Annotated in this window: 18 protein-coding genes; 13 read left to right on the plus strand and 5 right to left on the minus strand. The window is 68.8% G+C overall.

Annotation, left to right across the window (positions count from 1 at the left end; translation table 11 throughout):
- Positions 1–7: 7 nt before the first annotated feature.
- The 5 genes from RH861_RS00810 to RH861_RS00830 all read left to right on the plus strand — a co-directional run bounded on the left by RH861_RS00810 (position 8) and on the right by RH861_RS00830 (position 5,874).
- On the plus strand, positions 8–478 hold the full coding sequence (locus RH861_RS00810; RefSeq protein ID WP_310519330.1) for a C-glycoside deglycosidase beta subunit domain-containing protein: 471 nt from the start codon (positions 8–10) through the stop codon (positions 476–478).
- Positions 475–1,602, plus strand: a complete 1,128-nt coding sequence (locus tag RH861_RS00815) for an IolE/MocC family protein (protein ID WP_310519331.1) — start codon at positions 475–477, stop codon at positions 1,600–1,602. Before RH861_RS00810 ends, RH861_RS00815 begins: the two co-directional genes overlap by 4 nt.
- Positions 1,599–2,804: a lactonase family protein gene (locus RH861_RS00820; protein WP_310519332.1), complete on the plus strand. Its 1,206-nt coding sequence runs from the start codon at positions 1,599–1,601 to the stop codon at positions 2,802–2,804. Before RH861_RS00815 ends, RH861_RS00820 begins: the two co-directional genes overlap by 4 nt.
- Positions 2,801–3,961, plus strand: a complete 1,161-nt coding sequence (locus RH861_RS00825) for a Gfo/Idh/MocA family protein (RefSeq protein WP_310519333.1) — start codon at positions 2,801–2,803, stop codon at positions 3,959–3,961. Before RH861_RS00820 ends, RH861_RS00825 begins: the two co-directional genes overlap by 4 nt.
- Before the next feature lie 545 nt (positions 3,962–4,506).
- Positions 4,507–5,874, plus strand: coding sequence for an MFS transporter (locus RH861_RS00830; RefSeq protein WP_310519334.1), 1,368 nt, complete (start codon positions 4,507–4,509; stop codon positions 5,872–5,874).
- A 249-nt stretch (positions 5,875–6,123) separates the two neighbouring features.
- Here the strand turns inward: RH861_RS00830 and RH861_RS00835 are convergent, their stop codons facing one another.
- Complete coding sequence (locus tag RH861_RS00835) at positions 6,124–7,305, minus strand: FAD-dependent oxidoreductase (protein WP_310519335.1); 1,182 nt, start codon at positions 7,303–7,305, stop codon at positions 6,124–6,126.
- Between the two features lie 87 nt (positions 7,306–7,392).
- Between RH861_RS00835 and RH861_RS00840 the strand changes: the two genes are divergently transcribed.
- The 7 genes from RH861_RS00840 (at position 7,393) to RH861_RS00870 (ending at position 15,719) form a co-directional block, all read left to right on the plus strand.
- Positions 7,393–8,415 (plus strand): DUF8832 domain-containing protein, encoded by a 1,023-nt coding sequence (locus RH861_RS00840; protein WP_310519336.1) that lies wholly within the window; start codon positions 7,393–7,395, stop codon positions 8,413–8,415.
- Positions 8,416–8,443: 28 nt separating this feature from the next.
- Positions 8,444–10,765 (plus strand): heavy metal translocating P-type ATPase, encoded by a 2,322-nt coding sequence (locus RH861_RS00845; protein ID WP_310519337.1) that lies wholly within the window; start codon positions 8,444–8,446, stop codon positions 10,763–10,765.
- A gap of 26 nt (positions 10,766–10,791) precedes the next feature.
- Complete coding sequence (locus tag RH861_RS00850) at positions 10,792–11,058, plus strand: YHS domain-containing protein (RefSeq protein ID WP_310519338.1); 267 nt, start codon at positions 10,792–10,794, stop codon at positions 11,056–11,058.
- A 205-nt stretch (positions 11,059–11,263) separates the two neighbouring features.
- Positions 11,264–12,700, plus strand: a complete 1,437-nt coding sequence (locus RH861_RS00855) for an MFS transporter (protein WP_310519339.1) — start codon at positions 11,264–11,266, stop codon at positions 12,698–12,700.
- 163 nt (positions 12,701–12,863) lie between these two features.
- Positions 12,864–13,145, plus strand: coding sequence for a metal-sensitive transcriptional regulator (locus tag RH861_RS00860; protein ID WP_310519340.1), 282 nt, complete (start codon positions 12,864–12,866; stop codon positions 13,143–13,145).
- 182 nt (positions 13,146–13,327) lie between these two features.
- Positions 13,328–15,271, plus strand: a complete 1,944-nt coding sequence (locus tag RH861_RS00865) for an LVIVD repeat-containing protein (RefSeq protein ID WP_310519341.1) — start codon at positions 13,328–13,330, stop codon at positions 15,269–15,271.
- 184 nt (positions 15,272–15,455) lie between these two features.
- The gene (locus RH861_RS00870) at positions 15,456–15,719 is read left to right on the plus strand and encodes an SHOCT domain-containing protein (protein ID WP_310519342.1); all 264 of its coding nucleotides are present in this window, start codon (positions 15,456–15,458) and stop codon (positions 15,717–15,719) included.
- Positions 15,720–15,743: 24 nt separating this feature from the next.
- Here the strand turns inward: RH861_RS00870 and RH861_RS00875 are convergent, their stop codons facing one another.
- From RH861_RS00875 to RH861_RS00890, 4 genes are all read right to left on the minus strand, one after another.
- A complete protein-coding gene (locus RH861_RS00875) occupies positions 15,744–16,241 on the minus strand; it encodes an SRPBCC family protein (protein WP_310519343.1) in 498 nt (165 codons plus the stop codon).
- A 62-nt stretch (positions 16,242–16,303) separates the two neighbouring features.
- Positions 16,304–16,825: an AAA family ATPase gene (locus RH861_RS00880; RefSeq protein WP_310519344.1), complete on the minus strand. Its 522-nt coding sequence runs from the start codon at positions 16,823–16,825 to the stop codon at positions 16,304–16,306.
- 13 nt (positions 16,826–16,838) lie between these two features.
- Positions 16,839–18,392 carry an ABC transporter permease gene (locus tag RH861_RS00885; protein ID WP_310519345.1) on the minus strand — a complete coding sequence of 518 codons (1,554 nt, stop codon included), beginning with the start codon at positions 18,390–18,392 and terminating at the stop codon, positions 16,839–16,841.
- On the minus strand, positions 18,389–19,054 hold the full coding sequence (locus RH861_RS00890; protein WP_310519346.1) for an ATP-binding cassette domain-containing protein: 666 nt from the start codon (positions 19,052–19,054) through the stop codon (positions 18,389–18,391). Before RH861_RS00890 ends, RH861_RS00885 begins: the two co-directional genes overlap by 4 nt.
- A gap of 180 nt (positions 19,055–19,234) precedes the next feature.
- Between RH861_RS00890 and RH861_RS00895 the strand changes: the two genes are divergently transcribed.
- On the plus strand, positions 19,235–19,609 hold the full coding sequence (locus RH861_RS00895; protein WP_310519347.1) for a heavy-metal-associated domain-containing protein: 375 nt from the start codon (positions 19,235–19,237) through the stop codon (positions 19,607–19,609).
- Positions 19,610–19,648 lie beyond the last annotated feature (39 nt).

Genomic DNA, 19,648 nt, shown 5'->3' on the forward strand with positions numbered 1-19,648 from the left:
AAGCGCGATGTTCGACAACTTCCTCATCCGATCCGACAGCCTCCGCAACGAAACCCGCGACGGCCAGATCGTGGGATTCTCCCTCGCGGTCCGTCACGCCAACTACCGGGGCGTGTTCCTTTCGCTCCACAACGGCTACTTCCTCGAGGTCGACGGCGTGAACTACCCGACGTCGATCCAGGCGTTCGAGATCAACGGACGCGAACCGCGAAGCTTCGAGGAGACCAAGCAGGCGGTCTGGGAGCACTGGGACTACGACGACGAGGGCATCCTGCACGTCGCAGCACCTGGCGGTCTCATCCCCGGCGACCACACCGTCCGGCTCCAGCAGTCCGTCTTGGCCGCCTACGGCTACCTGCCTACCGACGAGGAGTTCGTGAAGAACCCGCCGATCCCTGGCACTGGCGCGGGCTCCGAGAAGACCCCGCAGATCGTCAGCTACCAGCTGACCCTCAACGACGACGAGGACGACCGATGACCATCAAGCGCGGCGTCTCGCTGTACAGCTACCAGCAGTCCCAGTTCTTCAAGCAGCTCGACCTCGAAGGGCAGGTCCGCGAGGTCGGCGCCAACCTCGGAGCCGACGGCATCGAGCTCATCGACGAGATGTCGCTGCACTACCCCGATCCCGGTCAGGAATTCACCCGACGCTGGTTCTCGTGGATGGACCAATACGGCACCACCCCCGTCGCGCTGGACGTGCAGATGGACGTGCTCCAGTTCCGCGACCACGTGATGACCCACGAGGAGTGCGCAGAGCTGCTCATCCACGACATCGAGCTGGCCAAATCGCTCGGGTTCGGCATCGTCCGCACGCTCTCGGTCGTGCCGATCGACATCATCGAGATGGCGCTGCCGCACGCCGAGAAGCTCGACATCCGTCTCGGCAAGGAGATCCACCAGCCGATGGTGCTCGAAGGCCAGCAGGTCAACGAGATCCTCGAGCTTGCCGACCGCACCGGCAGCCGGCACGTCGGGATCGTCCCCGACCTCGGCATCTTCCAGTTCCGCCCCTCCGAGGTGCAGCTGGAGTGGTTCGTACGGCGCGGCGCCCAGCGCAGCGCCTGCGACGCCGCCGTCGAACTGGCCGTGCTGCTCCGCGACGACAACGCGCCGTTCGGCCACATCGACATGTCCGCTCACACCGCAGGCAATCTGCGAGCCGAGTTCGGCCGGTTCCTGAAGACCGGTGGCCTCGTTCCCGAGTTCGCCGACGCGTTCCACGGCGTGAAGTCCTGGGCCGACGCCAACGTCGAAGCCCCGACCGAGCTCGACTACACCGTCGTCGCCGAGGCACTCATGCTTTCGCACACCTCGGTCGACACGCTCCGCGAGCTCGCCGCCGCCGACCGCATCACCCACGTCCACGGGAAGTTCAACAACATGTCGCCGGTGCCCGGCGAGGCGGACCGGTACCAGGAGATCTCGATCGACTACGAACCCGTCATCGCGGCACTCAGGGCCGGCGGGTTCGAGGGGTACATCGACTCCGAGTACGAGGGTCAGCGATACTTCCAGGATCGCGGCATCGACGACCTCGAGGACGAGGTGGAGCAGGTGCGGCGACACCAGGAGATGCTCACGAGACTGATCGCATCATGACGACGCACGATGATTCCGCACGACGACTCGTCGCATTCGTCGGTGCCTACGCCAGCGGCCCTGCCGGCGGTGACGGAGGGATCACGGTCCTCGCCGTCGAACATGACGGCGACCGGATCACACGGCTGAGCGGGACAACGGAACCGAAGGAAGCCGGCTACCTCGTCTACTCACCGTCGACGAGCACGCTGTACTCGGTCGACGAACGCAAGACCGACGGCCGCGGACCCGTCGACCCGCCGGCGGCGGTGCACGCTTTCCGGGTCGACCAAGCCGACGGAGGCCTGACTCCCCTGAACTGGCGCGCGGCACCGGGACCACGCCCGACCTACCTCGCGCTCGATGCCGACCGAGGCGTCCTTGTCTGCGCGAACCACGGCGACTTCGAACACGTCGAGCGGATCATCCGCACGGCCGAGGGCTGGGACGTGGAGTACGTCTACGACGATTCCACCGTGCTGCTCTATGGACTCGAGTCGGACGGCGCCATCGGCAGGCTGCGCGACGTGGTCGTTTTCGACGGCCACGGCCCCGACCCCAATACGTCGCCGCAAGCCGGCGGGCACGCCCAGGCGAGCGGGCACGCACATTGCGCGGTGATCGACCGATCGGGCCGGTACGTCGTCGTCTGCGACAAGGCGACCGACCTCATCACCGTGTTCACGCTCGGCGACCGGCTGACTAAGACGAGCGAGTACCGAATGCCGCCGCAAACCGGGCCGCGGCACCTCGTCTTCGACATCGAGGGAACCCGCGCGTACGTCACCTGCGAGTTCTCGTCCGAGGTCGCGTCGTTCACGTTCGATCCCGAGAACGGCACGCTCGAGCTGATCGAGAAGGTCACCACGACCGGCGAGGGATTCACCGGCCTCAACGAGCCCGCCGACCTGCGCCTCCACCCGTATGGTCGCTTCGTCTACGTCAACAACCGCGGCGAGGACTCGCTCGCATGGTTCCACATCGATGAGTCGGGTCGGATGACGCGCGTCGGGCACGTTCCCCTCAGCCGGTCCATCCATCCCGGGCTCGCCGCCCGCAGCTTCGCTTTCGCTCCGTCCGGATCGCTGCTCCTCGTCGCCGATCGCCCGGCGAACCTCGTCCGCGCATACCGCGTCGACGGCGCTGACGGCCGTCTGGAACACCTCGGCGATAGCGAGGTCGCGGATCCGGCCTTCATCGAGTTCGCGGAGCTCGGATCATGAGCATGCGGGTCGCGATCCTCGGCACGGGCATGATCGGGGCCATCCACCGGCGGGCGGCGCTTCTCGCGGGCGCCGACATCGCGGGGGTGATGGCATCCACCCCCGAACGCAGCGAACGAGCGGCCGTCGAGTGGGGAACGACTCCGATACGTCACCTCGACGAGCTGGCCGACCTCGGCGCCGACGTGGTCCACGTCTGCACACCGAACCAGCGACATGTCGAGCACACGAAGGCCGCTCTCTCCTCCGGTGCGCACGTCATCTGCGAGAAGCCGCTCTCAGTGGACACGGCACAGGCGGAGGCACTCGCCGATCTCGCCGAGTCGCTGGGCCGTACCGCGACCGTCCCGTTCGTGTACCGATTCCATCCACTCGTGCGCGAAATCCGTGCTCGCGTGCAGGCGGGCGAGTTCGGCAGCTGGCAGTTGCTGCACGGCAGTTATCTCCAGGACTGGCTGCTCTCTCCGACGGCCACGAGCTGGCGCATCGACTCCGCAATCGGCGGACCATCCCGCACGTTCGCCGACATCGGCTCGCACTGGTGCGACCTGATGGAGTTCATCACCGGCGAACGGATCGAATCCGTCGTTGCTGACGTGACCACCACCGTTTCGCAGCGCCCTCGGCCCCCTGCCGGTGGCGATAGCGCAGGAGAATCGATGACGGTGGACACGGAGGACGCCGCGACGGTGATGTTCCGCACGCGCAGCGGCGTTCTCGGTTCGGTGAACGTGTCGCAGGTCTCTGCCGGCAGGAAGAACCGACTTTGGTTCGAGTTCGATGGCGCTCACCGATCAGCGGTGTTCGACCAGGAGAACCCGGAGACAGCATGGATGGGCGCCGAACACTCGGAGGAGATACTCCGTCGCGACCCCTCGCGCGGCTCCCCCGATCACCGTCGACTCTCTTCACTTCCGGCCGGGCACGCGCAGGGCTACGGCCAATGCTTCGACGCGTTCGTGGACGACACGTACGCGGCCGTCCGCGGGGACGTCCGCGACGGACTCCCGACCTTCGCCGACGGCGTCCGCTCTGCGCGTATCGTCGACGCCGTCGTCGCGTCCTCCATCAGCGGGTCTCGCGTAAAGGTGGCAGACGAGCCCTCGGTCGCGCTCCCGATGCGGTCGGACTCCTCGATGGCGACAAGCACGGGCTAGTGGTCACTTAATGGTCACAAATTCGGCATCACAGTCGTTCACTCAAACTCACGATTCCCCGCGATTCCGGGGCTCGTGAGCCCGAGTGAAACCGAGTGAATCACTACTGGATAACTTCTGCTTCCCAAGCAGACAGCGCGGGTTCGATTCCCGTCATCGGCTCTGATCAGGAGTTTTAGCGCGAGAATGCGCACCCATTTCGATCTCAGAATGCCCGTAGTGGTCACTTAATCGTCACTTTGTTCTCAAACTCACGGCGCCGACTGCGATGTCTCAGGACGCCGGTCCCAGTCAGGGGGCCGGGCGTGATCCCCTCTCCCATCGGAGACGTCGCCGCGGTGATCGAGGCGGTCCGCGATCGACCGCGACGCGCCGACACGTCGCGCACGACTCGAGGCGTGGCATCCGGCTCTCGATGATCGGCTTAACTCTGGGCGACGAAAATGCCCAAGAGACTTCCTGCGGATTCCTTGCGCTCCCGGGGAATACCCCCCAGGGGTATCTCGTTGCGTTGTGCATCGCACACCTCTCAGGGAGTCGTCATCATGCGCCTGTTCCAGATCCGTGACTACCGCCACTTGTTCGGCGCCCAGATCATCGCGCTGTTCGGCACGGGCCTGGCAACCGTGGCGCTCGGCCTGCTCGCCTACGATCTCGCCGGCCCGAGCGCCGGCGCGGTGCTCGCCACCGCCCTGACCATCAAGATGGTGCTCTACGTCGTCATAGCGCCGCTGGCGGCCGCGTACGCGGACCGCCTGCCGCGGCGGCTGTTCCTGACCCTGCTCGACGTCGTGCGGGCCGCGGTCGTCCTCGCGCTGCCGTTCGTGACGGAGGTCTGGCACGTCTATGTGCTGATCGGCGTGCTGCAGTCCGCTTCGGCCGCATTCACACCGACGTTCCAAGCCGTCATCCCGGACATCGTGACCGACAAGGCCGCGTACACGCGGGCACTTTCCGCGTCGCAGGTCGCCTACACGATGGAGAGCCTGCTCAGCCCGGTGCTCGCGGCCGTCGCCCTCGCCTTCATGAGCTTCAACGTGCTGTTCGTCGGGACGTCGGTCGGCTTCATCATCTCGGCGATCCTCGTGCTCACGGCGCGGGTGCCGAACGCCCGCCCCACGGGCCAGACCCGGGTCCGGGACCGGCTCACCTCGGGCATCCGCACCTTCGCTGCCACTCCCCGGCTGCGCGGCATACTCGCGCTGAACCTCGTGGTCGCGTCGGCCGGGTCGATCGTCATCGTCAGCACCGTCAACGTCGTGCGTGACGAGCTCGGCGGCGCTCAGTCCGACGTCGCATGGATGCTCGCAGCCTCCGGCAGCGGGACGCTCGTCGTCGCGCTCTTGGTTCCCCGCCTCCTCAACCGGATCGCCGAACGCACCGTCATGACCGCCGGCGCCGGCGTGCTCGTCGCAGGCATGATCGCGGCCGTCGTCATGAGCGCAACCGGCACGATCTCCTGGGTGTTGATGGCGTCGATCTGGACGGTGATCGGCGCAGGCACGGCGATGGTCGTCACCCCGACCGGCCGCGTGATCCGCTCGGCCACGACCCCGGCGGGACTGCCCGCGGCCTTCGCCGCCCAGTTCTCGCTGTCGCACCTCGCATGGCTCGTCACGTATCCCCTCGTCGGTTGGGTCGGCGCGACCGCCGGCGTCATGACGGCATGGTCGATCCTCGGGGTCCTCGCCGCAGCGGGCGCGATCGCGGCACCGGCCCTCTGGCCGCGGCGCATCACCGCCCGCGAGGGCGGAGCCTCCTTCCCGGCGCGGCCGGAGGAGGCCCGCGGCGGCGCGCGCCGTGCACTCGACGTGGCGTCCCCGCTTCGTGTGACACACCGCCCTCGCCGCGCCGCTCTGGCCGGCCACCGCCGCAGCGTGCGTCGGGCGAGCGAGAGCACGACCGCGACGTAGATCCACCCTCGATCGACCGGTGCGTGACTCCCCGCGACATGCGCAGAGCACTCGGCAATGCCGAGCGACGTGAGCCCAGGCGGACCCGAGCAGAAGCGCGCGACGCCGCGGTGAAATGCGAACCGTTGACGATCAGGTCCGCAGCCCGCGACGCCCCGATCACGTGCTCGCCGTGCCGCCCTCGACCAGCTCAGTACTTCAACGTGTTCCGGGTGTCGAGAGGACGAGCTCGAGTGGGTTGTGTCTCCCTCACCCTGGTGCCCCATCGGCAACGCCGTCGTCGTTCTGCCGGGCGGCCATGATCTCCGCGGCGATGGTGCGGACGGTCCCGGCGGCGTCGAGCCCGACGACTGCTGTTGCGCGTCTTCCGTGGGTACTGACGGCGACGGCCGTGCCGTCAATCGGTTGGGTCCAGCGGGACCCCGGGAATGTGGCCCCCCACGCAGTGAGGGTCGAGCCGTGGATGCGGCTGGAGTAGCTCGCAGTGAAGCGGTACTCGCCGGGATCTGGACCGCCGAGCACGTCATGGATCATCGAGCGTGCAGCGTGCGCGCCCTGCGCGGCCGCGTCCTCCCAGTGATCGACCCGCACGGAGACGCCGCCGGTGCGGACGGCCGCGACGCCGCCGGCGGCGTAGACATGGCGTAGCCCGGTCCGCAGTCTCCCGTCGACCGCGATGCTTCCTTCGCGAGATCCGGGGAGAGCCGGTCGACGGGCGACGGTGCCGTGGGCGACGAGCGCGACGTGTGCTTCGAGCCGCTCTCCGTCTTCGAGTTCGATGACCGCGGATCCGGATCCCGCGGTGATGTTTCGCACGGGATGGCCCAAGCGCGTGCGGACGTGAGCGTCGTGTCGATGGAGCAGGGCGGACGCCATGACCGGACCGAGTTCGCGACGCAAGGGCACCGGTGAGCGGGACACGAGCGTCACATCGACTCCGGCTTCCGCGAGCAACGACGCGGTCTCGGATCCGATCAGGCCGGCGCCAAGTATCACGACGCTCCCGCCGCTCGCCGGCAGCAGGGTGCGGACCCGCTGCGCGTCCTCAATCGAGTGAAGGTGCGTCAGGCGCTCACTGGTGCTGGCGCCATCCGCGCCGGCCTGGTCCGCGTACGGCCGGGGAGCGCTCCCCGAGGCGACAAGCACGGCTGCGGGCCTGACGAGATTCCCAGACCGGAATCGGACGGCGCCGTCATGCTCGATCGCGTCCACCTCGTCCCGTACCAGCTCGGTGCCTGCCGGTGCCTGGCGGGCGATCTGCCCGGGCGTCAGCAGTCCGGTCAGCACGCCCGTGTTCACGAGTGTGCGGTTCATCGGCGACTGGGGGTCGGCGATCGTCACCGGCCCGGGCCAATCGGAACGCACCAGCGCGTCTGCCGCGGACCAACCGGCTGCCCCGCCCCCGACGACGAGGACGTGATTCGACTCCATGAGAACCCCCTAGCACGGAATACCCCATGGGGGTATATGCTTGGAATCATAACCTATACCCCACCCCCGTATTGGAAGGATCAGGCGATGAGCGACCAGAGCTCGAAGATCAGGCCGGCCGCGGAGCGCGGTGCCCGTGAGATGAGCACGCCGCTCCGACTCGGGCTGTACGGAGCGGGCCTTGCCGCGGCGTTCGGCGTGGCCCTGGCGATCGGCCCGATCGTGGTTCCGCCGACCACCGTCACCGCGTGGGCTGAGCAGAGCGAGCACGAAGAAGAGGAGCACGACATGCAGAACGAGAAGCCGGTGCCGGCCGAGGTGCCGGGCCTGTCGATCGAGGCGGACGGGTATCGGTTCGCCGACCTGACTGCGCCGGCCGGAACGGACGAACCGGGTGAGCTGCAGTTCCGGATCCTCAGCCCCGCCGGGGAGCCGGTGACCGAGTTCGACGTGACGCACGAGAAGCAGCTGCACCTCATCGCGGTGCGCACCGATGGCAGCTCGTTCCGGCACGTGCACCCGGAACTGGGCCCGGATGGCACGTGGAGGATCCCCTGGGCTTGGGAGGCTGCGGGCGGCTACCGGCTCTTCGCGGACTTCCGTCCCAGCGGTCACGACCGCACGCTCACGCTCACGAATACCGCGCTGGTGAACGGGCACGTGCGCGCCGGGGAGGTGGCGGCATCCGGCGACCGTTTCGCAGAAGCGGGACCGTTCACCGTCGAGCTTGCCGGAGACCTCGAGGCGGGCACGGCGACGGAACTCGTCTTCACGGTGCGCCGTGACGGGCGGCCGGTCACGGACGTCCAGCCCTACCTCGGCGCGGCGGGCCACCTCGTGATGCTGCGAGCCGGCGACTTCGGCTACCTGCACGTGCACCCGCTCGACGAGGCCGAGACGTCGGGCGCGACCGCCCTCGGACCCGAGATCCGCTTCGGCGCGACGCCCCCGACCGCAGGCGGATACTTCCTGTCCCTCGACTTCCAGGTCGACGGGCAGGTGCACACGGCGTCGTTCGCCGTCGACGTCGCCACTGGCGCCAGCGCCGCGTCGGTCGAGCCCACGTCCGGGGAGCACGCCGATACCGGCGGGCACGGCGCCGAGCACTGACATCCGACAACGAAGGAAGGAACGCGCGATGAACGCGAGACCCCCGCAGAATCCACCGCCGTCCGGTGTGATCGAACTCGAGATCGGCGGGATGACCTGCGCATCCTGTGCGATGCGGATCGAGCGCAAGCTCAACAAGCTCGACGGCGTCAGCGCGACGGTGAACTATGCCACCGAGAAGGCCCGCGTCGAGGTGCCGGCCGGCGTGAGCACGGCCGAGGTGATCGCTGAGATCGAGAAGACCGGCTACACGGCCGAACTGCCCGCACCCGCGAGCACGGAGCCCGCCCCCGCCGCCGACCGGGCAGAGGACGGCGAACTGCGGTCCCTCCGGCAGCGGCTCGCGGGCTCGGTCGTTCTGTCGGTCCCGGTCATCCTGATGGCGATGATCCCGGCCCTGCAGTTCCCGTACTGGCAGTGGCTGTCACTGGTGCTCGCCGCCCCGGTGATCGTGTGGGCGGCCTGGCCGTTCCACCGTGCCGCCTGGGTGAACCTGCGCCACGGTGCCGCGACCATGGACACCCTCGTGTCGGTCGGCACCACGGCGGCCCTGCTGTGGTCGGTCTACGCGCTGTTCCTCGGAACCGCCGGACTGCCAGGCATGACCCACCCGTTCGAGCTGTCCGTGGCGCCCTCGGACGGCGCCGCCAACATCTATCTGGAGGTCGCCGCCGGGGTGACCATGTTCGTCCTCGCCGGCCGGTACTTCGAGAAGCGTTCCAAGCGCACGGCAGGGGCCGCCCTGCGGGCCCTGCTCGAGCTCGGCGCGAAGGACGTGGCCGTGCTCATCGACGGCCTCGAGCAGCGGATTCCCATCGATCGGCTCACCGCCGGCGACGAGTTCGTCGTGCGCCCGGGCGAGAAGATCGCCACCGACGGCGTGATCGTCGCGGGCCGCAGCGCCGTCGATCAGTCCATGCTGACCGGCGAGTCCGTGCCGGTCGAGGTGGCGGTCGGCGACGCGGTCGTCGGCGCCACCGTCAACGCGGGCGGGCGGCTCGTGGTGCGTGCCACCCGTGTCGGGTCAGACACCCAGCTCGCGCAGATGGCCAGGCTCGTCGAAGACGCCCAGTCGGGCAAGGCGCAGGTGCAACGGCTCGCCGACCGGATTTCGGGCGTGTTCGTGCCGGTCGTGCTCGCGCTCACCGTCGTCACGCTCGGCGTCTGGATCGGCGCCGGGTTCCCGCTCGCCGCCGCGTTCACGGCCGCCGTCGCGGTGCTGATCATCGCCTGCCCGTGCGCGCTGGGCCTCGCCACACCGACCGCGCTGCTTGTCGGAACCGGTCGCGGCGCGCAGCTCGGCATCCTGATCAAGGGCCCCGAGGTGCTGGAGTCGACCCGGAAGGTGGACACCGTGGTGCTCGACAAGACCGGCACCGTGACCACAGGCCGGATGACGCTGCTCGCGGTGCACACGGCAGCGGGCGAGTCCGAGACCGACGTGCTCCGCATCGCCGGTGCGCTCGAGAACGCTTCGGAGCACCCCATCGCCCGCGCCATCGCCGCCGGCGCGACCGCGCGGGTCGGCGACCTCGCCGCGGTCGAGTCGTTCGAGAACGACGAGGGCCGGGGCGTGCACGGCATCGTCGAGGGCCGCCTCGCGGTCGTCGGCCGGGAGTCACTGCTCGGCGACTGGGTCATATCGGTGCCCGACGACCTGCGCGCGGCGAAGCTCGCTGCGGAAGCAGCGGGCCAGACCGCGGTGCTGGTCGCATGGGACGGCGCCGCCCGGGGCGTACTCGTGGTCGCCGACCGGGTGAAGGACACCAGCCGCGAGGCGATCGCGGAGCTCCGCCGGCTCGGCCTCACGCCGGTGCTGCTGACCGGAGACAACGCCACCGTCGCCGGCCACGTCGCCGACGAGGTCGGCATCGACCAGGTCATCACCGACGTCCTTCCCGCCGAGAAGGTCCGCATCGTGCGCGATCTGCAGGCGTCGGGCAAGGTCGTCGCGATGGTCGGCGACGGCGTGAACGATGCCGCCGCCCTCGCGCAGGCCGACCTCGGCCTGGCGATGGGCACCGGCACGGATGTCGCGATCGAAGCCGCCGACATCACCCTCGTCCGCGGCGACCTCCGGGCCGTGGCCGACGCCATCCGACTGTCGCGCCGCACCCTCGGGACCATCAAGGCCAACCTGTTCTGGGCGTTCGCCTACAACGTGGCCGCGATCCCGCTGGCCGCACTCGGCCTGCTCAACCCCATGCTCGCCGGCGCGGCGATGGTCTTCTCCAGCGTCTTCGTCGTCAGCAACAGCCTCCGCCTGCGCACCTTCCGCTCGCGGACCACCGGCGCCACCGACGCCACCCCCACCGCGGCCGCCTCGGCGCGGGAACTCGAACACGCGTGACGCACGCGAACTGAAAGGACACCCTCATGAGTGCACACTGCTGCAGCACCGGCAACGCGACCGGCGCCGGCAACGCCCACGGCCACGCGGCGAAGCCCGCCGACGCCACCGACCTGCTCCGCGGACCCGAGGACCTCGCCGAATGCCGGGTCATGCCCGGCAGCGTCGTGGTCAAGGCCGACGCCGAGGAAGCCGGTCTCTACCGCGATCACGACGGAGAGCGCTACTGGTTCTGCTGCGCCGCCTGCGGCCCGCTCTTCGACGCCGACCCGGAGAGGTACGCGATGGCCTGATGGCTCACGCCATGAAGGGGTCGACGGACACTCCGTCGACCCCTTCGTCTCGCTTGCAAGGATTCGCCCCTGGCTTCGTGCCCGCCGTCGGCGGCAGCACCGACATCGCGCGCGGGACTCGAGTGGAAGGATTTGCAAAGGAATACCCTAGGGGGGTATATGTTTAATACCCCAGTGGGGTATTGCCCCGGAAGGAGAACGGATCATGTCGCAATCAACCACGGCCCCGGCGAAACGCCGATGGCTGGGGCTCGCGCTCATCGCCGCAGCCCAGTTCGTGGTCATCATGGACACGTCGATCATCGGCGTGGCCCTCCCGGACATGCAGGCGGAACTCGGCTTCACCGCCGAGTCGCTGTCCTGGGTGTTCAACGCCTATGTCATCGCCTTCGGCGGGCTGCTCCTGCTCGGTGGACGGCTCTCCGACCTGTTCGGGGCGCGCAAGGTGTTCATCACCGGATGGATCGTGCTCGCGCTCGGCTCGGTGCTCGCAGGCGCCGCCTCGAGCGCCGGCATCGAGATCGCCGGCCGCGCGGTCCAGGGGGCCGGCGCCGCGCTGATCGCCCCGGCCGCGCTCAGCCTGCTCATGGCCCTGTTCGGCGGGACCGCCGAACTGCCGAAGGCGTTCGCCGTCTACGGAGCCGCGGCCCCGATCGGCGGAACCGCCGGCGTCTTCCTCGGCGGCGTGCTCACCGAGTACGCGAGCTGGCCGTGGGTGTTCTACATCACCGTGCCGATCGCGCTGGGGGTCATCGCCCTCGCCCCCGGAGCGCTGCCGCGCATCGCGGGCCAGCGCGGCTCGGTCGACATCCTCGGCGCGGTGACCGGCACCGCGGGACTCGCGGCGCTCGTGTACGGCATCGTCCGTGCGACGGAGGTCGGCTGGAACGCCGTCGAGACCCTCGTCGCCCTCGGCGCCGGCGTCGTGCTGCTCGCCCTGTTCTTCGTCGTTCAGGCCAAGTCCCGCCAGCCCCTGCTGCGGCTCGCTATCTTCCGCACCCGCCAGCTCGGCGCGGCGAACATCGCACAGCTGCTGCTCGGGGCCGCGTGGGTGCCGATGTGGTTCTTCCTGAACCTCTACCTCCAGCAGGTGCTGGGTGCGGGCTCCTTCGCCGCGGGCGCGGCGCTTTTGCCGATGACGGCGCTCATCGTGCTCGGCATGACCACGGTCGCGCCGCGCCTGCTGGCACGCTTCGGCGCGAAGTCGCTCATCGTCGCCGGGTTCGCCTTCCTAGCCGCGGGACTCGTCTGGCTCAGCTTCGTCCGGCCCGACGGGAACTACGCCGTCGACGTGCTGCCCGCCTCGCTGGTCGCCGCGTTCGGCATGGCGCTCGCGTTCGTGCCCTCACTCGGCACGGCCATCGGTGTCGCCCGCCCCGAGGAGACCGGCGTGGCATCCGGCCTCGTCAACACCAGCTACCAGATCGGTTCGGCGGTCGGCCTGGCCGCGGTGACGGCGCTCAGCTCGGTGGTCATCGGGAGCGGCACGGGGGCGGATTCGCTGACCAGCGGGTACGCAGCGGCGTTCATGGGTGCCGCCGTGGTGGCAGCCGTCGGCGGACTCATCGCCGTCGTCACGCTCCGCGGGGCACAGCCCAACGCCTCCACTCCGGAGGCCGAGCTGGCGACGGTCGACGCCTGAGGTTCGCAGGCTCCAGGGGAGCGCGGGTCGCACGACCCGCGCTCCCTTCGCGCCACGGCCGCGGCCGCCGACCGCCGACCGCGTAGCCGCTTGCTTGCACCGAGCCGCCCGGAAGCGCGAAGCTTGCTATACTAATACCCCTATAGGGTATTGGAGGAGTCGCATGAACGGCTACGTCGCGAACAAGGAAGAGCTGTTGAACCGGCTTCGGCGCGCGGAAGGGCAGGTGCGCGGCATCCAGCGGATGGTCGACGAGGACGTCTACTGCATCGACATCCTGACCCAGGTCTCCGCGGCCACGAAGGCACTCGAGACTGTCGCCCTGTCGTTGCTCGACGATCACCTCAGTCATTGCGTCACGGAAGCGAGCGCGGAAGGCGGGCCGGTCGCCGACGAGAAGCTCCGCGAGGCGAGCGCCGCGATCGCCCGCCTCGTTCGATCCTGATCGCTGCCATGTCGTGACCCGCCCAGCTCGTAGGGGCACGGCCCGATCCGGGCAACCGGCCGATAGTAGACCGTTCGCGCCGCGGTCGCCAGAGGGTGCATCTGGCTCCGCCGGTCTCCTATCCTCTGCCGTGTCTGGCAACCGTCAGGCGTCACAACATGACACGGAACCGGAGAACGACGATGCAACGACGCGCGTCACTCATCACGGCCGCCGTCTGCGCCCTGGGGCTCACAACGCTCGGGCTCAGCGCACCGGCCGCGGCGCATCCAGACGATCAGCACGGCGAACTCGAGGGTCATCTCCTGGGCGAGGGGGAATGGGGCAAGATCGACCTGAAGACGGTCCTCGAGCTCACCGATATCGACGACCTGGTCGCCGATGTCGCCGTCTCCCCCGACGGCAACACCGCCTACCTCGCGAACTGGGGGGAGCCGGACTGCGCCGGTCGCGAGCGCGGCGGTCAGAACAGCCCGGATGCCGGTGCCTACATCGTCGACGTCTCCGGCGTCGACCGCGATCCCATGGTCGAGCCCGAGTTGATCGGCTTCATCCCCTCGCATCAGGACACGCGTCCCGGTGAGGGCATGCAGGTGATCGAGATGACCACCAAGCAGTTCAGCGGCGACGTGCTCCTGATGAACAACGAGCCGTGCGGCAAGAACGCCAAGGGCGGGGTCAGCCTGTGGGATGTCTCCGACCCGTCGAAGCCCAAGAAGCTCGCCGCCAACGTCGGCGACAAGGAGCCCGGCAGCTCCGATGTGAACCAGATCCACAGCGCGTTCGCCTGGGACACCGGTGACAACGCCTACGTCGTCCTCACCGACAACGTGGAGGGCCAGGACGTCGACATCCTCGACATCACCAACCCCAAGCGGCCGAAGCTCATCGCCGAGTACGACCTGAACGACTTCGACGTCGACCAGCCGGAGCTCGGACTCACTGATTCGTTCCTCCACGACATGGTCGTGAAGCAGATCGACGGCACGTGGTACATGCTGCTGTCCTACTGGGACGGCGGGTTCGTGATCCTGGACGTGGACGACCCGGCCAACGCCGAGTTCGTCGCCGACACCGACTTCCCGGCGGTCGACCCCGAGTTGCTCGAGTCTCTTGGCGTCTCCCTCACGCCCGAGGGCAACGCCCACCAGGCGGAGTACACGATCGACGGCGGGCTCTTCATCGGCACCGACGAGGACTTCTCGCCGTACCGCGCGGACGCCTTCAACATCACCACCGGCCCCTACGCGGGCGAATACGACTCGGTGATCGTCGGCGGCGGCCAGCCGCCGGCCGCGCTCGACGACCTGACCCTCAGCGGCCCGGTCGTCTACGGCGGCTACGGCTGCCCCGACTCGGCGGCGATCCCGAGCCCCGAGGACGTCCCCGGATATCTCGACCTGCTCGAGGAGGGCGACGAGACCATCATCGTGCTCCAGCGCGGCCCGACCGGTGACCCGAGCGCGACCGAGGAGGCGTGCTTCCCGGGTGAGAAGGCCCACGAGGCCGTCCTCGCCGGCTGGGACTCGGTGGTCTTCGTCCAGCGGCACGTGGCCGATGACACGGCGTTCTGCGGGTCGGGTGCCTTCGTCGACGAGGTTGTCGCGGTCTGCACCACGCACGAGGCGTTCCACAAGATGTTCGGCCTCGAGCCGGTCGAGGGCCCGTGGAGCTACCCGGAGGACATCGCGATCGGCACGATCGGTGAGCGCATCGAGGTCGGCTCGATCTTCGACGGATGGGGCTACGTGCACCTCTACGATGCGGAGACCATGGCCGAGCTCGACACCTTCGCCATCGACGAGGCGCACGACCCGGACTATGCGTTCGGCTACGGCGACCTCTCGGTGCACGAGGTGGCCGTGGATCCGCAGGATCCGTCGCTCGCGTACCTCGCGTACTATTCGGGCGGCCTCCGCGCCATCCAGATCATGTGCGCCGGCGAGCCGTACGACCCGGCGACCGTGACCGACACCAGCACGTGCGAACTCGTGGAGGTGGGGGGTTACCTCGACGAGGCCGGCAACGACTTCTGGGGCGTCGAGACGTTCGTCGGCGAAGACGGGATGACTTACGTCGTCGCCAGCGACCGCGATAGCGGCCTCTGGATCTTCGTCGACCCGTGATCGACTGATCGGCCATCACCTGAGGGGGGCGGGCAACCGCCCCCTTCTTCGTGTGCGGAGGCCGACCACCGGTCGGTCGGTGACGGCGGCACTGGCATTGGAGGCCCTAGGACCCTTCTGGGCACAGTCCCGACCGGCTTGACTTGGCCATGTCGCCGTTGGATCCGAGAGGTGGGCAGGGCTGATGATGTGGGACTACGGGTACGGGGCCTGGTGGATGTGGATCCCGAGCGTGCTCATCCCGCTGCTGATCGTGGCGGGGATCGTGGTCGCGATCGTCTTGGCCGTGCGCGCGACCAGGTCGGGAGGCCAGACCCCCGGCGGGCCGGGCCAGGTCGAGCCCGACTCGGCGCGGCGGATCCTCGAGGATCGACTTGCGCGCGGCGAGATCACACCGGATCAGTTCCGCGAGCTGATCGAGACGTTGGAGTCGGGTCGTCACAGGTGAATTCGGTCGCAGCGACCGCAGGGATCACCCGGTGAAGCGCGCGACCGCCGTGTCTCGCATCTGGCGCACGCACCATCGGGCGTACATCCGTCCGCCGATCACGCCGAGCCAACGGTTCCGCTCGGGCCGGTCGTAGCCGATCCACACCGTCAGCGCGCATCCGTCGGGATGCGGGTCGATCCGGAACCCCATGGCGTAGTCACCGATCACGACGAGATGCTCCTCAACCGTCTGCCACGTCTTCGAGCGTGGCGGTATGCGTTCCACCACGACCTCGTCGACGAAGAGCCTCAGCCCGAAGGCGGTGCCTCCCATGCGGATGCGCGAACCGACCTCACGCCCGCCGCCGGCATCGAGTTCGAGGCTCATCTCCCCGCCGCCCATCATTGGCGAACTGCGGGATCCCATGTGACCGGCGAGCGAACGGTGGTCGTCGAGGTATCCGAAGACCTCGTCCATGCCTGCGGCGAGCACGGCCGACGCTTCCTCGTGGAAGTGGTGCTTCCTCAGCGTCTGGATCATGCTCTCGTCGTACCGCAGTCCGGGCGCCGCTCCGAGGTCGTTCGTCCCTCTGCGCGCCGTGGTCAGAGTCGGGCGAGGATCCAGTCGACCCGCTCCGTCGGCGGAAGGACCGGCACCGACTCGACCGGCATGTCAAGCTCGCGATACACGCCCCCGAGCAGCCGGTGGATTTGGTGCTGGGCTTCAGCGTCCTCGGTACGGGCGTAGTCGGCGGCCAGCGGGAGCAGGTCGAGGAGGAACACCTTGCGATACGACGCCCGCCGCACGGCCTCCACAAGCTCCGTATCGGGTTCGAGGTCGAGGAACCGGAGGTATGCCAGGGAATCGGGCAGGGCGCGGTCGAGGAACACGAGCGCGTCGGGGTCGAGTTCGGCTTCCTGAGCGATCTGCATCGTGGCCACGCCCCGTTGGAACTCGAGCTGGCGGCTGCGGATCTCGTCGACGGATCGGCCGCCGAGGCGCTGGAGGTCGATGTAGTGCCGGGCGTGCTCGATCGTGGTCGTGTATCCGCGCTCGCGCAGCAGCGTGACCGTGGTCGTCTTGCCGGAACTCGGCCCACCCGTGAGCACGTACCAATTCGTCACCCGATTCCCCATTTCACCGGCCGGCCTGCACCGCACGATTCTGCATGCGCACGTGCTTGGGATGGCGCGCCGCCCGGTGGGCCACTCGCGTGCGGGCGACGAAGATCAAGCCGACGACGAGGCCGAGTCCAAGCACCCACGTGAGGCCGATCGACAGCCCCACCCACTCGTCGAAGGTCTCGGTGAGCCCGGCGTCGATGAGCAAGCGGTACGGTCCGTAGCCCGGCAGCAGGAGTGCCGGTCCGGGTGGTTGGAGCCTGAGCATCGGGCTCTGCGTGATGCCGAGGTCGAGGAACGGCACGACGAACGCGATCAGGACCCCGCTGACGCGGTCGAGCAGGAATCCGAGACACATTCCGAACAGCGCGTAGACGATCGCGAGCAGCAGCATCCCACCGATGAACGCGCCCCATTGCGCGGCTGGGAAGACCAGCGCGGTCACGACCAGCGACGCGGTCGTGGTCACGAGGACCGCGACGGCGACCTCCCCGAACCGGCCGGTCAGCAGCGCGGACCGGTGCAACCCGCTGAGGACGAGCCTGCGGTCGCCGTCGCGAGCATTCAGCGCGATGAACAGTCCGGCGACCGTGGCGAGGGATGCCACCGCGATGGGCGCCATGGTTCCGGCGTGGGTGTCTGGGAGCCAGTAGCGCAGGTCCACCGTCCGTCCGTCATCGATCACCCTTATGACCGCGTACTGCTCCTCGGTGATCAGCTTGGACAGCCAGATGAAGATCACCGGGACCGTCACGAGCAGGAACCACAGCGCCGGATTCCGCCCGTACTCCCGCACACCGAGACGGAACGCGGTACCCGCCTGCCGCAGCCAGCCGGGGTGGCGCTCCGGGCGCCTCGCCCGCCCCACCCGCGTCGCGCGGGCCAAGAGCAGCCAGCTGGCGATCAGCGCGACAGCGACCCACAGCAGCGCCAGGCCCAGGTCGCCGAGCCGGCCGCCGTGGCCGGACGGCAGGTCGACCATCCAGAGCGTGGTGAAGTGCGTCGGCATCCACCGGGTCAGCTCGACCCGGTCGGGTGAGGTCAGCGCCGGACCGAAGAAGACGTCGAGGATCCAGATCAGCAGGATCACGACGGTGCCGTTGACCGGCTCCTGGACGACGGCGCCGACAGCTGCGCCGATGCCCACGTAGATGGCCGCGAACATCAGCGTTCCCGCCGCCACCCGGAGCGGATCGTCCACGTCGGCTCGCAGGTAGAGCGTGGCGAGCGCGGCGGCCGATACGAACACCGCGATCAGCAGGCCGGTGGACAGGCGTGCGGCCACGAGCACCGAGACTCGGAGACCGGCGAGCACGAGTCGCCGGTCGGCTGAGCGGGCCTGTCTGGTCTGGAAGTACATCGCCAACGCGGCCAGGAACGCGGCCGCCCATCCCGTCGTGGCGGTCTCGACGGCGACGCCGGTGCCACCGAGGAGCTCCGCGGCATCCGCCATCGGCTCTGCCGCGACCAGCACGAACACCACCGGCACGAGAACCAAAACGAGCAGGTTCACCGGGTTGCGCAGGTACTCCAGCAGGAACCGGCGAAGAAGCACCGGGAAGGCCGTCACTTCTCGACCGCCTTCCCGGCAGTGAGCTGCACGATGCGGTCGAACCGTTCCTCGTCGGCGATGAAGTGGCTGATCACGAGCACCGCCCGGCCCGACGCCCGGCGGCGGCCCATGAGGTCCCAGAATCGCACGTAGGTGTCCCAGTCGAACCCGGCGTACGGTTCATCGAGCATGAGGATGTCGGGGTCGGGCAGCATCGCCAGAGCAAGGTTCAGCTTCGCGAGGGTCCCACCGGACAGCCGGTCGGCCCGCATACCGGCGTACCTTGCGAAGTCGAGCTCCTCGTACAGCTCGGCTTGCGACCGCCGCCTCTCCTCGCGCGTCAGTCCGTACGCCACGCCGAACAGCTCGAAGTGCTCATCGCACGTCAGCCGGTCGAACACCACCGGACGCTGAGGACAGTAGCCCAGCGATCCACGCAGGTCGACCTCGCCGGCATCCGGCGTCAAGAGGCCGACGAGGATCTGCATCAGGGTGGACTTGCCCGAACCGTTCTCCCCGACCAGTCCCAGCACCTCGCCCCGATGCAGGGTCACCGCCGCGCCGTCGAGCACCTGGTTCCGCCGACGGAACGGCCAGACGCCCTGACGGTACGCCTTGGAGACCTGGCTGGCCGAGAGGACATGATCGGACAGGAGAGGCCCCGACGACGATGCAGACATGCCGCTCCCCTCGAGGTCAGAAGTCAGGCCACTCGCTCGTCGAGAGCCAGACAACCACCAGACAGCGCTTCGGTCAGGGCCCTTCGGCCCATCGGACCGAACGTCAGGCGCATGACCCGGGTACCCCCATGGGGTAGTACGATCGCTACATCGGCAGCCCGCGCACGGGGACGCCGCAGCATGGCAGAACTCGATCGAAGGGATCCCTCTGTGACCGGCTCAGCGTTCAGTGACCTCGGCCTCACGGCGAAGACCGCCGGCTGCGCCTGCTGCTCCCCCATCCAGCAGACCGAGACCGGCGGTACTCGACACAGGGAGGCTGACGCGATCGCCGGAACGGCGTCGGCCGAGTACTCGGTCGATGGCATGACCTGCTCGCACTGCGTCAGCAGCGTGACCGAGGAGCTCACGGCAATCCCGGGTGTGCTCGACGTCAGCGTCGAACTGAACCGCGGTGTCGCATCGCAGGTGCGCATCATCAGCCGGCGCCCCGTCGAAGCACGCCTCGTGCAAGAGGCCGTCGAGGAGGCCGGCTACCGGCTCGCCTCCCCGTGACCCACCTGCGATCGACGTGCCAGCGGGAGTGAGTATCGC

The sequence above is a fragment of the Agromyces indicus genome (genome assembly GCF_031432295.1).
Classification (GTDB): domain Bacteria; phylum Actinomycetota; class Actinomycetes; order Actinomycetales; family Microbacteriaceae; genus Agromyces; species Agromyces indicus.